This is a genomic window from Desulfonatronospira sp., from assembly GCA_003563255.1.
GTDB lineage: Bacteria > Desulfobacterota > Desulfovibrionia > Desulfovibrionales > Desulfonatronovibrionaceae > Desulfonatronospira.
Genome location: PWSL01000278.1, coordinates 1 through 13,365 on the forward strand (window position 1 = coordinate 1; position 13,365 = coordinate 13,365).

The 13,365-nt window shown below is 55.6% G+C and carries 12 protein-coding genes; 5 read left to right on the forward strand and 7 right to left on the reverse strand.

The window, feature by feature from the left end; all coding sequences use genetic code 11:
- Positions 1-448: 448 nt before the first annotated feature.
- The gene (locus QZP87_RS08115; RefSeq protein WP_291322419.1) at positions 449-1,504 is read right to left on the reverse strand and encodes a hemolysin family protein; all 1,056 of its coding nucleotides are present in this window, start codon (positions 1,502-1,504) and stop codon (positions 449-451) included.
- A gap of 477 nt (positions 1,505-1,981) precedes the next feature.
- On the opposite strand from QZP87_RS08115, the gene QZP87_RS08120 reads away from it, so the two are divergent.
- From QZP87_RS08120 to QZP87_RS08130, 3 genes are read left to right on the forward strand one after another with little or no spacing between them, the layout of a single operon-like run.
- Positions 1,982-2,620: an HAD family hydrolase gene (locus QZP87_RS08120; RefSeq protein WP_291322420.1), complete on the forward strand. Its 639-nt coding sequence runs from the start codon at positions 1,982-1,984 to the stop codon at positions 2,618-2,620.
- Positions 2,617-3,648 (forward strand): glycosyltransferase family 9 protein, encoded by a 1,032-nt coding sequence (locus QZP87_RS08125; protein WP_291322421.1) that lies wholly within the window; start codon positions 2,617-2,619, stop codon positions 3,646-3,648. Before QZP87_RS08120 ends, QZP87_RS08125 begins: the two co-directional genes overlap by 4 nt.
- Positions 3,638-4,669: a glycosyltransferase family 9 protein gene (locus QZP87_RS08130; RefSeq protein WP_291322422.1), complete on the forward strand. Its 1,032-nt coding sequence runs from the start codon at positions 3,638-3,640 to the stop codon at positions 4,667-4,669. Before QZP87_RS08125 ends, QZP87_RS08130 begins: the two co-directional genes overlap by 11 nt.
- Here the strand turns inward: QZP87_RS08130 and QZP87_RS08135 are convergent.
- The 5 genes from QZP87_RS08135 to rimO all read right to left on the reverse strand — a co-directional run bounded on the left by QZP87_RS08135 (position 4,643) and on the right by rimO (position 9,927).
- The gene (locus QZP87_RS08135; RefSeq protein ID WP_291322423.1) at positions 4,643-4,804 is read right to left on the reverse strand and encodes a hypothetical protein; all 162 of its coding nucleotides are present in this window, start codon (positions 4,802-4,804) and stop codon (positions 4,643-4,645) included. The two genes, QZP87_RS08130 and QZP87_RS08135, sit on opposite strands and share 27 nt — an antisense overlap.
- Before the next feature lie 47 nt (positions 4,805-4,851).
- The gene (gene mqnE, locus QZP87_RS08140) at positions 4,852-5,919 is read right to left on the reverse strand and encodes an aminofutalosine synthase MqnE (protein ID WP_291322424.1); all 1,068 of its coding nucleotides are present in this window, start codon (positions 5,917-5,919) and stop codon (positions 4,852-4,854) included.
- Positions 5,912-6,802 carry a signal peptide peptidase SppA gene (gene sppA, locus QZP87_RS08145; RefSeq protein ID WP_291322425.1) on the reverse strand — a complete coding sequence of 297 codons (891 nt, stop codon included), beginning with the start codon at positions 6,800-6,802 and terminating at the stop codon, positions 5,912-5,914. Before sppA ends, mqnE begins: the two co-directional genes overlap by 8 nt.
- Positions 6,783-8,531, reverse strand: a complete 1,749-nt coding sequence (locus QZP87_RS08150) for a 30S ribosomal protein S1 (RefSeq protein WP_291322426.1) — start codon at positions 8,529-8,531, stop codon at positions 6,783-6,785. Before QZP87_RS08150 ends, sppA begins: the two co-directional genes overlap by 20 nt.
- A gap of 103 nt (positions 8,532-8,634) precedes the next feature.
- A complete protein-coding gene (rimO, locus tag QZP87_RS08155; RefSeq protein ID WP_291322427.1) occupies positions 8,635-9,927 on the reverse strand; it encodes a 30S ribosomal protein S12 methylthiotransferase RimO in 1,293 nt (430 codons plus the stop codon).
- A gap of 219 nt (positions 9,928-10,146) precedes the next feature.
- Between rimO and QZP87_RS08160 the strand changes: the two genes are divergently transcribed.
- Together QZP87_RS08160 and QZP87_RS08165 are read left to right on the forward strand one after the other, a co-directional pair.
- A complete protein-coding gene (locus tag QZP87_RS08160) occupies positions 10,147-11,094 on the forward strand; it encodes an aspartate carbamoyltransferase catalytic subunit (RefSeq protein ID WP_291322428.1) in 948 nt (315 codons plus the stop codon).
- A gap of 6 nt (positions 11,095-11,100) precedes the next feature.
- Entirely contained in the window at positions 11,101-12,381 is a 1,281-nt protein-coding gene (locus QZP87_RS08165) for a dihydroorotase (RefSeq protein ID WP_291322429.1), read from the forward strand.
- A gap of 142 nt (positions 12,382-12,523) precedes the next feature.
- Here QZP87_RS08165 and QZP87_RS08170 read toward each other — a convergent pair whose 3' ends face one another.
- Positions 12,524-13,285 carry a formate dehydrogenase accessory sulfurtransferase FdhD gene (locus QZP87_RS08170; RefSeq protein WP_291322430.1) on the reverse strand — a complete coding sequence of 254 codons (762 nt, stop codon included), beginning with the start codon at positions 13,283-13,285 and terminating at the stop codon, positions 12,524-12,526.
- Between the last annotated feature and the right edge of the window lie 80 nt (positions 13,286-13,365).

Below are 13,365 nucleotides of genomic sequence, written 5' to 3' on the forward strand. Positions count from 1 at the left end.
GCGAAACTTCAAAAATTTACAACCTGTCTCAATTGGGGACAGGCACTTTTGCCGTTTGATAACTTGCAATTGAACAAAAAATCAGGCGGCAAAAGAGCCAGTCCCCGGAGGTCAATATATATGTTTCGCTGTAGTGTTATGTGAGCTGCGATAACTCTCATAACCATGGGCAATACTGTTGCATGTTTATCCATTTATCTAAAAAACTGGATTCCGGCTTTCGCCGGAATGACGAATACAATGGGCCATTCTCGTAAAGTTAGCGCCTATGAGGCCTGCCCCCTGCTTTCCAAAATAACAAGCTTCGATGTAGGAACGATTATTTACACTTTTTTTGTTCAGCATTCAAGCCCAAAAATACACGCCTACAGGCACACCATCCTGTTTCAGGCCGGTCCTTTTTATCCAGAGGTATCTGTTTAACCTTATTTTATCCGGAATTCCGGGGTCATCTTCCGGCACCGCCGGCCTTTGTCCGGCTTTTGACCTCCAGCCTTCTTTGCCTGGCCAGTTCCCTCATATCAGCCACTTCATCCGTCTCATCTACAATCTCCTTGCCCAGAATCTCTTCCATGACATCTTCCAGGGTTACCAGCCCGGCTATGCCGCCATATTCGTCCAGCACCATAAACAGGTGCACCCTGGCATTCAGGCATTTGATGAGCAGACGGTCCAGACTCATTGTTTCCACCACAAAATCAACCTGCCGCATGAGGTTTTCCAGCTTGATGTGGTCCTGGTCATTGGCCAAAGCTTCCAGGACCTGGCTGCGGTTGACAATGCCCACCACATCCTCCGGATCATCTCCTTCGTAGACTGGTATACGACTGTGGGGCCAGTATGTCTTGTAACCCCGGGCCTCTGAAACGCTCATCCTGGCAGGCAGGGAAAAAATCACCATCCTGGGGGTCATTATATCCTTGACCATTTTCTTGTCCAGGGAAAGAATATTTTGAATGGTCAGTTCTTCGTAAGGCTTTATGACTCCGGACCTGCGGGTCAGGCTTATCATGGCCAGCAGGTCCTCTTCCGAGGTGGTGGGACCGGGCTTTTTTCTCTCGATAAATCCCACCAGATATCTGCACACTACTATAGCCGGTTTGAGCAGCCACACCAGCACTACCAGGGGCTTGGCCAGCCTCGGGGCAATGCTTCTGTTGTAAGCCACCCCCATGGTTTTAGGAATTATTTCAGAGAATATAAGTATTGTCAGGGTAAAGACAATGGAAAAATAGATGAGATTGTGCGCCCCCAGCACACTGGCTGCAGCTGCTCCGGCTATAGCGGCCCCGGCAGTGTTGGCCAGAGTGTTCAGGGTCAAAATGGCGGTTATAGGCTGGTCTATCCTGGAGCGCAGGATATAAAGGAGTTGCCCGCTTTTTTTCTTTTCCTTACGAAGCCTTTCAATGTAGCTCCAGGGCACGGAATAAAGCGAAGCCTCGGCTATCGAGCAAAAGGCGGAGATGATCACCGCCAGGGAGAAGGCAATTATTAGCTCCCACATATTTCACTAATCCGCTAACACAAGGATTGACTGGAGGCAAGCATAAACATTAAAGACTCGTATCTGTTCAGCACTTTCCAGTAGGGGCATGGGGACTGTCCCCTGCTGAATAAAAAACGTATACAGATATCACTACAGCGACACTTTGTGTTAATTTTTGCCTCGGCCACTGGGAACAGGCACCCGGCACTTATTTTCCTAAGGAAGACTTACCACTACAGCGAAACTTATGATTGACCTCCGGGGACTGGCTCTCCCCGCACTTATTTTTTCCAATAAAACCAAGATCATTTTTAATAAAAATAAGTGCGGGGGTGCCTGTCCCCAGTTTAGGCAGGTTGAAAAGTTTTATAAGTTTCGCTGTAGTGTTACGGATTATTATAATAAATGCGGGCAGCCAGTCCCCTTCGAGTTCAAATAAAGTGTCGCTGTAGCGATATCAGAAAAACAATTCAACCCTGCCGGGTAAGAGCATCCTTGGACATCAAAAATATTTTTCTGGACCGGGACGGGACCATTATAGAGGATAGACACTACCTCTGCCACCCCCGAGAAATCCGGTTTCTGCCTGGAGCTGTTTTGGCCATGCAGACCATGACACAGGCCGGGTGCAGGCTTTTTGTGGTCACCAACCAAAGCGGCATAGGCCGGGGATACTTCAGTCTTACAGACTACCAGCGAGTACATGAAAGGCTTTTGGAACTGCTCGCAGTCAGGGGCGTTCAAATCCAGGACAGCGCCTTCTGCCCTCACGCCCCGGAGAAAGGGTGCTCCTGTCGTAAGCCGGGTACCGGCATGTGGGAAAAACTATGCGCCAGGCATGGACTCCTGGCGCGGGAATCAGTCATGCTCGGGGACAAAAAAGATGATATATTATTCGGGCAGGCCTGCGGTTTTAGAGCATCTATGCTGCTTTGCACCGGAAAAGGCCGAAAAACCCTGGCCCAGCTTGGCTTGGAACCAACCCTCAGCCAGTGGTCTGAGCCCTGCAGCCGGGCATTACCCGGCATCCCCGCTGCTGTTGCCCGGGACCTGCCGGCGGCCTGGAGCTGGCTGCAGCAAAGATATGCAAACGCCTCTCTTGGGCATGCGTGCAATTCAGCAGGTGAACCTTGAACTTCAAAAATATCGGAATCTGGCAGACCGCCTTTTTAGGGGATGCGGTACTGACCCTGCCCCTGCTTCATAACCTGTCCCTGGCCTTTCCACAGGCCCGGTTGAGCTTTTTTGTGCGCAAGGGGCTTGGCCCTCTTTTTGAGCCGGACCCAGGCCTTGAAGTGCTGGAAGTAGACAAGTACGGACGGGACAGGGGGCCGGGGGGCATGCTTCGCCTGGCCGCCAGGATCAGAAGCGCCGGCTTTGACCTCTGGGTATCCCCCCACGCAAGTTTCAGAAGCGCAGCCCTGGCTGTTTCATCCGGTGCCGGGACACGCATCGGCTACGACTCCCCCTGGTTCAATCGCCGGGCTTACACCTGCACTGTCAGCAGGCGCTTTGAAGAGCTGGATGAGATTGAACGGATCCTGCAGCTGCTAAAGCCCCTGAATATCGCCTGTACTCAGAGCCGGCCCAGGCTCCACCTGGATCCCTTGGCCGCGGAAAACGCCAGGGAATTCTGGCGGGAGTACATCACCGGCCCGGTTCTGGGGGTGCATCCGGGGGCCGCCTGGGCCACCAAAAAATGGTCCGGAAGGAACTATGCAGCCGTCATAGACATGCTGCATGCTAAACTGGGCATTCAGGTCATGCTTTTTGCAGGTCCCGGCGAGGAAGAGACGGCCCGGGGAATTGCAGACCTGGTCCGACGTCCGGATTTGTTGATCAACCTCTCTGGAAGGCTGGATCTGCCCAGCCTGGCAGCCTTTCTGAGAAAGCTGGACTGTTACCTGTGCAACGATTCCGGGCCCATGCACCTGGCCTGGGTGCAAATGACCCCTGTGGTGGCCCTTTTTGGACCCACCACCAGAAAACTGGGGTTTTTTCCCAGGGGAGAGCACTCGACCGTGCTTGAAACCGACCTTGAATGCAGGCCCTGCGGACTGCATGGTCCCAGGGCATGTCCCCGGGAACACCATCGCTGCATGCAGGATATCACCCCTGAAAGGGTGTTTTACGCTTTGAAGGAAAAACTTCGTGACTGCTGATTTTTCAGAAACCTGTCTGGTTGTCCGCCTGGGCTCCATGGGAGACGTGGTGCTGACCACCGGGGTTCTCAAGTCCTGGCATGCCCGGTACGGGACCAGGTTTATCTTTATTACCAAAAAGCCCTTTGCCCCTGTCCTGCAAAACCACCCCGCTGTCAGTGAAATCATCCCTGTCTCAAAGCAGGACCTGACAACTCCGGGCTGGTTCAGTTTCTGCCGCCGGCTGGGGCACCGCCTGGGTCACCTGCAGCTTGTGGACCTGCATGCCAGTCTGCGCTCCAGGATCCTAGGCCTGATGTGGCCTTCCAGGACCCGTGTCTATCCTAAAATGGCCCTGCAGCGGCGTTTATACAGCCTCAGCAGGGGCAGGTTCTTCAGGCGAAGCCTTCTGGAAACTGACGTTCCCGGACGCTATTTCAAGGCCCTTTGCCCTTACAGGTCCGGATCGGACCGTCTCGAACCATGCATTTACCTGGAACCCGCGGAAAAAGCCCGCGGTAGAAGGCTTTTGGCCGGTAGCGCAATCATGGTCAACAACTCCTCCAGCCCCGGAAAACCCCTTATAGCCCTGCATCCCTACGCCACGCATCCTGCCAAGGCCTGGCCCACGGACCACTGGCTGAGCCTGATTACCCTGCTGGAGGATCACGGCATGGAATGGATTGTTCTGGGCAGGGAAAGATACAGACTGTTGCCGGACAGTTCCCGGGATCTTACTTCCCGGACTGATATCCGGCAGACATGTGCCCTTCTCAAGCATTGCTCCGCCCTTGTAACCGGGGATTCCGGCCCTATGCATCTGGCCCGGGCGGTAAATACCCCCCTGGTGGCCATGTTCGGCCCCACAACCCGGGAATGGGGTTTTTTTCCCACAGGCGAAAAAAACATTGTCCTGCAAACCCGCCTGCCCTGCCGGCCCTGCTCCCTGCACGGCCGCATGAGCAGGCCCTGCCCCGCTGAATGCATGACAAGCATCACACCCCGGGAAGTCCTTTCAGCCCTGCAAAACCTCCAGCTCTGATTCAGGCTGTTTTGGCGGTAATACCGGCTTCCAGCGCTGCAGCCGGACCTGTTCAGTCCCGGAATCCGGCCTGGGGTCGGTCCCCAGGCCGGACTGCCGGTCTAAATCTTGAGCCCCCCTGCATAGTGTAACCATTCAGGGGGATCCTCGGTGGTTACCCTGAAATGAATCCTTTCCAGGCATCAGGTCCGGGGCTGAAAAAAGGAGTCCCTGCGTACCGGTATCATTCCGGCTGCCTGGATGTGATGCTGCAGTTGCTCTATGCCAAGGCCCCTGGGGGTATCCGCCCCTGCGGCGTGGCCCACCTTTTCCTCCACGAGGGTCCCGTCAAAATCATCCGCCCCGTACCAGAGTCCCAGCTGGGCGGCCTTGATACCGCAAAAAACCCAGTAAGCCTTGATATGCGGTATATTGTCCAGAAAAACCCTGGAAATAGCCCACATCTTGACCATGTCCAGTCCGTCGGGGCCTTCGGCCTGCAGATCGTTGCCGCCTGTCTGGTAAGGCAGGGGAATAAAACATAAAAAACCGCCGCTTCTGTCCTGCAGATCCCGCAGGGCCTGCAGGTGATCCAGGCGATCCTGCCAGGTCTCAATGTGACCGAATAACAGGGTGCAGTTTGTGGGTATATCCAGACTGTGGGCCAGCTCATGCACCTTAAGCCACTCTTCCCCGGAGAGTTTTTCCGGGCAGAGTTTACTGCGCAGGTGCGGGGAAAAGACCTCGGCCCCGCCTCCTGGCAGAGCATCAAGGCCTGCCTGTGTGAACTCGGTTAAAACCTGTTTTCTCGTCTTTTTATACTTTTGGGCCAGAAAAGCTATTTCCACCGCGGTGAAGGCCTTGATGTGCACCCCGGGTCTGGCCTCCTTGATGGCAGCCAGCATCTCCAGATAATAATCATAAGGTAGATCCGGGTTCAATCCGCCTACCACATGCACTTCCTCGACAGGCTCGTGCAGCCGGCATTTTATGGCCTCCCTGACCTCTTCCACCATCATGACATAAGAGCCTTCCTCTCCTTTCCTCTTGCTGTAGGCGCAGAAGCGGCAGTCATTGACGCAGATGTTTGTATAGTTCAGGTGCTGGTTGTATACAAAAAAGGCCTGCTGCCCGAAAAGCCTGGTGCGTACCTCCAGGGCCGCCTGCCCCAGCTGGTGCACACCTGCGGAGTCCGCCAGAATCAGAGCCTCTGCCCTGGTGATGCGCTCCCCTGCCCCGGCCTTCTCTAAAGCCTGGTGCATATCACTCATAGGAAAAAACCCACCTTGGCCCGATGAGATCCTCCCCCAGGGAGAACTCGCTCAAGATCCTGCGCAGGATGGAGATCCTCTCCTCCGGTCCTTCCAGCTGCTTGGCGTCCCTGGGCAACTGGACCTTTTCGCAGAGTATGTCCAGGGCCCGGCTCATACCTCCGAGTTCATCCACCAGACCGGCATCAAAGGCCTGCCTTCCGGTCATGGCCCGTCCGTCAGCCAGCTGGGAAACCCTTTGTTCGTCCATGCCCCTGGCCTGGGCCACGTCCATTACAAACTGCTCATGCATATCGTCCACCAGGCCCTGGAAGTATTCTCTCTCCTCGTCGGTCATGGGGCGGGCTACGGTCCCGGCATCCTTGAACTCACCGCTGAAGACCGTCTGATCCTGGATGCCAAGCTTTTGCAGAAGCTCCTGGATATTGGTCAGGGTAGCCTTGACCCCGATACTGGCGGTCAGGGTTCCCGGATTGGCCACTATCACGCCGGCGGGACTGGCGACGTAGTATCCTCCCGAGGCCGCCACAGCCCCCAAAGAGGCCACCACCGGCTTCTTCCGGGCCAGTTCATATACAGCCCGGTAGACCTCCTGGGACGGGGCCACCACCCCTCCGGGGGAGTTGACTCTCAAGAGCACACCTTTTACGGAATCTTTTTCTTCCAGTTCCTGGATCCAGTCAACAATATCCCTGGAATCTGTAATAAGACCGCTGACGTTGACCACCCCGATCTTGGGCTGGGTTCTTAATTTTGGTCCGTCAAAAAAGAGAAAATTAAAAGCGGCCATGGCCAGCATGAATGTGACCACGGCCGCAATTATGAGCATGAAACCAAAAATCAGCGGATGTCTCTGACTGAATTTAGTCTTGCTTGTCTCCATCCCCTTCTTCCAGCTTCTGTCGAATTAGATCCCCTAAATTGCTGCCCGGGGCGGTAGTGCCGTTCTTACCGCGCTGCTCCGCCGGGGAACTTTTTTTCTCCTCCTCTTCCAGGTGCTGCTTGATGGACAGGCCCAGCCTGCGTTCATCAGCACTCACATGAATTACCTTGGCCTGGATTTCCTGGCCCTCGGTAAAGGATTCCTTGGGATTCTTTATTTTCTTGCGGCTCATTTCCGAGACATGTACCAGGCCCTCGATGCCTTCTTCCACCTCCACGAAAAGTCCGAAGTCGGTGATATTTGTGATCTTGCCGGTAACAGTCGTTCCCACCGGATAATGTTTGGGAACCTCGGCCCAGGGATCATCAGTGAGCTGCTTGATGCCCAGGGTGAACTTCTCATTGTCCTTGTCCACAGTCAGGACCTTGGCCCGGACCATGTCTCCGTTTTTAAAAAGCTCGGAGGGATGGCGTACCTTTTTGGTCCAGGACATGTCAGAGACATGAATCAGACCGTCTATGCCGTCCTCAATACCGATAAAAAGACCGAATTCGGTAATATTCTTCACCGGAGCTTCGAGTATGGTGCCCTCGGGATATTTTTCCGCGACAACGTCCCAGGGGTTGGGGCTGACCTGCTTCATGCCCAGGGAAATGCGCTTGCGGTCCGAATCTATGCCCAGCACCACCACATCCACGTCGTCCCCGGATTTTACCAGTTGGGATGGATGTCTGAGCTTCCTGGTCCAGGACATCTCAGAGATATGCACCAGGCCTTCCACACCGTCGTCCAGCTCTACGAAAGCACCGTAATCCGCCAGGTTGGTGACCTTGCCGGTCATCCTGGTACTTTCGGGGTATTTTTCCTCGATGTTTTCCCAGGGATCACTCACCAGCTGTTTAAGTCCCAGGGAGACCTTTTTTTCATCGGCGTCGAAGCCCAGCACCTTGAGATCCAGTTCATCCCCCAGCTGGACCATTTCCTTGGGATGGCGGATCCTTTTCCAGGACATGTCCGTGATGTGCAGCAGTCCGTCCAGGCCCCCCAGATCGATGAACACCCCGTATTCGGTGATATTCTTGACCTTGCCCTGGACCACCTGTCCTTCCTGGATGGTATCCAGAAGTTCCTGGCGCATGTTTTCACGCTCTTCCTCCAGGAGTACCCGTCGGGAAATTATAACATTGCTGCGCCTGCGATTGATCTTGAGGATACGAAAATCCATTTCCTGGCCCACCAGGGCGTCCATGTCCGGTACGGGCCTCAGGTCAACGTGGGAACCGGGCAGAAAGGCCTCCAGACCTTCCAGGTCTACGTTGTAGCCGCCCTTGATTCTCTTTAGAATCCGGCCCTGAATGGTGGTCTGGTTGTCCATGATGTCCTGCAGGTCATCCAGGAGCTTCACCCGCCTGGCCTTTTCTCTGGAAAGAGAAATGGCACCCTCGTTTTCGTCCTTCTGGGTGACAAAGACGTCTACCTTGTCGCCTTCTTTGACCTTCAGATTGCCTTCTGCGTCCAGAAACTCGGAAATGGGAATCTGGCCCTCTGACTTGAAATTGACATCCACAAGGACATAGTCCTTTTCCACTTTGACCACTTCACCAGTGACAATGCTGCCTTCCTGAACCTCGCCGAAATCCGCGTTAAGGTAATCCTCCAGCGCGGATTCGAAACTTACCTCGGCTTCAAAGTTGTCCTGCTGATCAGTGGTTTCGTTTGTGTTTTGCATATAAATCCCCCTAACACACGTAATAAATTTGTCGCTGATTAGCAGATACCAGAGGTATTGACAATAAAAATAATGATGTTTTATTAAATTTGATGCTGAAAATTCATGCCAGAGCCTCCAGGTCGTAGTCCAGACTCCTGGTGATTTCGGCCCGCACCGTTTTCCCCGGGGCGACACCGGGACCGCTTATGTAAGTGATCCCATCCACCTCCGGGGCCTGAAACCAGACCCTCCCCGTATAAAGCCCCGGCCATTCCGGGTGCGGGGCATCCACCAGGATGTCCATCATCTTTCCTGAAAAGCCCTTAAGGTGCTCTCGACTGTTTTTTCTTTGCTCCTGCATGACAAGCCTGCGCCTCTTATCCTGGATATCACCCGGCACCTGCCCTTCAAACGACGCCGCCCTGGTGCCTTCCTCGGGGTAAAAGGGAAACACCCCCAGGTGCTGTACCCGGGCCCGGCGCACAAAGTCCAGGAGAGCCTGGAAATGCTTTTCCTTCTCACCGGGATAGCCTGTTATCAGGGTGGTCCTGACAGCGGCCCCGGGAAAATATTCCCGGATACGCCCCAACACCTGCTCCGGGTCCTGTTGAAAGGGCCGGCCCATCTGCTTGAGGATATCCGGGTGGGCATGCTGCAAGGGAACGTCAAAATAGGGCACAAATGGAGGTCCGATCTCAGAAAGCTGTGCCAGCAGACTCCTGTCAAGCCCGGAGGGATAGAGATACATGACCCTCAGCCTCTCAAGCCCCTGTACTCTGCACAGTTCTCCGGCCAGGGCAGCCAGCCCACGCCTGTTTCCCAGGTCACGGCCGTAAGCGGTGCTGTCCTGGGAGACCAGCACCAGCTCCCGGACACCCAGGTCTGTAAGATGCCTGGCTTCCAGTACAAGCTCATCCAACGGCCTGGACTTGAGCCTGCCCCTGATAAAAGGAATGGTACAAAAAGCGCAGCGGTTGTTGCAGCCCTCGCTGATTTTTAAGTAGGCAAAGCTACTAAATGGTCCCTTCCTGGGCACCCCGCTTTGATCCGGCAGAACCAGGCCCAGCTTCTGCAGTATCCTGCCCGGAAGCTTATCCTGTTCACTGATGGGCACGAACAGGTCCGCCTCCGGGATTTGCCTGGCAAGCCCGGGGCCGTACCTGGACACCAGGCAGCCGGTCACCACCAGAAGCGGCTTTTGACTCAAGTCCTTGAGTGCCTGGGCTACCGAAAAAATTGTTTCCAGGGACTCTTCCACTGCCGGGCGGATAAAGGCGCAGGTGTTGATCAGCACCACATGGGCACCCTCTGGGTCTGCAGCAAAAGAAAAAGCATCACCCAGTCCGGCCAGTATATTCTCCGTATCCACCAGATTCTTGGGGCAGCCCAGGCTGTGGCTGTAAACCTTTATCATATTCACCTTGATTTTTTATACTACAGCGATACTTTGTGTAAATAATTTAGTGCGGGGGGTGCCTGTCCCCTGCTTTCCTTGAAAGGGCTGAAATTATACCCAGGATGATTCCTTGCACAAACAAGCTAAGTCAGCTATAATTCATTCGGTCTTGAACATAGGACCTGCAGCGCTCTTTTCGGTTATTCATATCAAACCCCGAAACCCTCAGGTGCCCCCATGAACTGGACACAAAAAGACCTGCTGGATATTGAATCCCTGTCTATTGAAGAAGTCAGGCATATCTTTTATACTTCCACCAGGTTCATGGAAATAAACTCCCGCAGCATCAAAAAAGTGCCTATCTTAAAGGGTAAAAGCGTTGTCCTTTTTTTTGCCGAACCCTCCACCCGCACCAAGACCTCCTTTGATATGGCCGCCAAACGCCTGTCTGCGGACAGCTTTTCCCTGGCAGCCACCGGCAGCAGTCTCAGCAAGGGCGAAAGCCTCAAGGACACCGTCATGACCCTGCAGGCCATGAAGCCAGACGCCATAGTCCTCAGGCATTCCCTGAGCGGCGCAGCCGGATTTATTGCCGGACACCTGGACTGCAGCGTTTTAAACGCCGGTGACGGCTGGCACGCCCATCCCACCCAGGCCCTGCTGGACGGGTTCACCCTTTTTCAGCACTGGCAGGACTTTCAGGACAAGAAAGTCCTTATCCTGGGGGATATAGCTCACAGCAGGGTGGCCAGATCCGATGTACAGCTCTTAAGCATGCTGGGTTGCCGCATCAGTGTCTGCGCCCCGCGCACCCTGCTTCCGGCCGGTATAAGCCAGTGGCCGGTGGAGGTGCATTCCAGCCTGGAACACGCCTGCCGGGGCATGGATGCAATCATCTGCCTGCGCCTGCAGCTGGAAAGACAGGAGGCCGGGCTTTTGCCGGATTTGCGCGAGTACTCCTCCCGCTTCTGCCTCCAGGCCGGACACCTGGAACAGGCCGCCCCCCGGGCCAGGATAATGCACCCGGGGCCCATAAACCGCGGAATAGAGATATCCTCCGGCCTGGCCGACTGCGCAGACAGCCTTATCCTGGAGCAGGTCGGCTCCGGCGTGGCCGTACGCATGGCCCTTCTCTACCTGTACCTGGCCAGGAGCAAGTCTGAGCAGGAAATCTCGGAGGAATAAAATACCATGTCTTACACTCATATACAAAATGTCGTACTGGACAGTACATCAGGCTCCCTTATCCTGCACCAGGGTTGTTTGCAGGCCTTTATACCGGACAGCGACTCATACGACACCCCATCTGCAAGGGAACAGACATTGGACGGCCGGTGCTGCCATGTTCTGCCCTCCTTGACAGATATCCACGTGCACCTGCGCGAACCCGGGTTCGAATACAAAGAGGACATAGCTTCCGGGCTGGCTGCTGCTGCCGCCGGGGGCTTCGGGCGGGTCCTGGCCATGGCCAACACCAGGCCAGTAAACGACCAGGGAAGTATTACCAGGTACATGCTGCAAAAGGCCCATGAGCATCATCCTGACGGGCCTTTCCTTTATCCTGTGGGGGCCCTGACCCGGGGCCTCAAGGGCAAAGAACTGGCCCCCCTGGCGGAACTGGCTGAAGCCGGATGCAGGGCCTTTTCCAACGACGGGCTGCCGGTGCAGGACAACGAACTCTTTCGCCGGGCCCTGGAATACGCCTCGGACCTTGATATCATAGTCATTGACCACTGCGAAGACAGTTTCCTGAGTGCCGGCGGGGTCATGAACGAGGGCCGCATGTCTGATTACCTGGGACTCAAAGGCATCCCCCACGTGGCCGAAAGCCTGCAGGTCAGCCGGGACATACTCCTGGCGGCATACCTGGACATCCCCGTCCACCTGGCCCACATAAGCTGTGCTTCCTCGGTGGAGCTAATTTATCAGGCCAAGCAGAAATCCATCCCGGTAAGCGCTGAGACCTGCCCCCACTACCTGCACTGGAGCGAAGAACTGGTAAAAGGCTACAACACCCTGGCCAGGGTCAACCCGCCCCTGCGCACTCCGGACGACGTCCTGGCCCTGCGCCAGGCGGTCCGGGAAAACGTGGTGGACATCATTGCCACGGATCATGCACCGCATGCGGACTTTGAAAAGGAGGTCCCCTTTGCCCAGGCCCCCAACGGCATATCCGGTCTGGACACCGCCCTGGCTCTCTGCCTGGACCTGGTCCGCCGCAATGTGCTGCAACTGCAGGACCTGGTCAGACTCATGGCAACCTCCCCGGCCAGGCTCTTCGGTCTGCCGGTATGCACCCTGGAGCCGGGCCGGCCGGCGGACTTCATCCTGGTGGACCTGGAGCACCGGTGGACCCCGGGCCCCGACACCATGCTCTCCAAGGGCAAGAACACGCCCTGTTTGGGACAGACCCTGCAGGGCAGGGTTATGGCGCATTTTCTGGGTGGAGTACCAGTAATCAACCGGCTGTAGAGTCAGTCAAGGCTGTCCGACAAGTCTCACCTGTCCGACCTGTCAGACCTGTCCGACCTGTCCTACCTGTCAGACCTGTCCGACCTGTCCGACCTGTCCGACCTGTCCGACCTGTCAGACAAGTCCAAAGAGCCTGACTCCTCTACCCCCTGACAAACCTGTGCGGGGCATTGAAGACATTCACCCGGCCCGGTCTGACATATGCCCCCAGGGTAAGACCCGCCCTTCTGGAGATCTCCACCCCCAAAGACGAAGGCGCAGTCCGGGACAGCACCACCGGCATACCCATGCGGGCGCATTTGAGCACCATGTCCGAGGTCAGCCTGCCAGTGGTATAGGCTGCCCCCACAGGGGAAAACCGCCCCAGCAGAATGGCCCCCATGAGCTTGTCCACCGCGTTGTGCCTGCCCACGTCTTCGTAGCACACCTGAAAAATGCCTTCACTGAAGTATCCGCAGCCGTGCACGCAATGGGTATCCTGGGGTAGTGATGACCAGGAAAGAGTTCTTTTGACAAGCTCTGCCACCTCATCAAATGAGATGCAGAATTCTGCAGGCTGCGGATAATCCTCATGCAGAAGCCTCCTGGCTATTTTGCCCGTGCCCCCGCATCCCGAGGTGGTGATCATCTCCTCATCCGGTCTGGGGGTTACCTCTGCGTACACATTGACCCGGCCCTGCTCGCAGACCTCTATGTCGAATATCTTGTCCCCGGGCTCAATGAGCCCCTGTCCGAAGAGGTAGCCCACAGCCAGTTCCTCCAGGTCCCTGGCCATGACCATGGCCGTGCCTACGGGCTCGTCGTTCAAGAAGACGCCCACCGGCTTTTCCTCCAGGACCAGTTCCCGGATCCGGCTCTCCCCTTCGGGGGTAAGCAGATCGGTAATGCACTCCACTGTAACCATTACATTTTAAGCCTTTATAAAATATTTGCCGTTTATCAGCCCGTGCCCCATTCCTTCCCCCCTCTCTTCTTCCCCATGCC

What these genes read in the sequence shown, in the direction of transcription:
- QZP87_RS08115 (WP_291322419.1), bottom strand. Translation starts at nt 1,504, where the DNA reads ATGTGGGAGCTAATAATTGCCTTCTCCCTGGCGGTGATCATCTCCGCC.
- QZP87_RS08135 (WP_291322423.1), bottom strand. Translation starts at nt 4,804, where the DNA reads ATGGTTACACTATGCAGGGGGGCTCAAGATTTAGACCGGCAGTCCGGC.
- mqnE (WP_291322424.1), bottom strand. Translation starts at nt 5,919, where the DNA reads ATGAGTGATATGCACCAGGCTTTAGAGAAGGCCGGGGCAGGGGAGCGC.
- sppA (WP_291322425.1), bottom strand. Translation starts at nt 6,802, where the DNA reads ATGGAGACAAGCAAGACTAAATTCAGTCAGAGACATCCGCTGATTTTT.
- QZP87_RS08150 (WP_291322426.1), bottom strand. Translation starts at nt 8,531, where the DNA reads ATGCAAAACACAAACGAAACCACTGATCAGCAGGACAACTTTGAAGCC.
- rimO (WP_291322427.1), bottom strand. Translation starts at nt 9,927, where the DNA reads ATGATAAAGGTTTACAGCCACAGCCTGGGCTGCCCCAAGAATCTGGTG.
- QZP87_RS08160 (WP_291322428.1), top strand. Translation starts at nt 10,147, where the DNA reads ATGAACTGGACACAAAAAGACCTGCTGGATATTGAATCCCTGTCTATT.
- QZP87_RS08165 (WP_291322429.1), top strand. Translation starts at nt 11,101, where the DNA reads ATGTCTTACACTCATATACAAAATGTCGTACTGGACAGTACATCAGGC.
- QZP87_RS08170 (WP_291322430.1), bottom strand. Translation starts at nt 13,285, where the DNA reads ATGGTTACAGTGGAGTGCATTACCGATCTGCTTACCCCCGAAGGGGAG.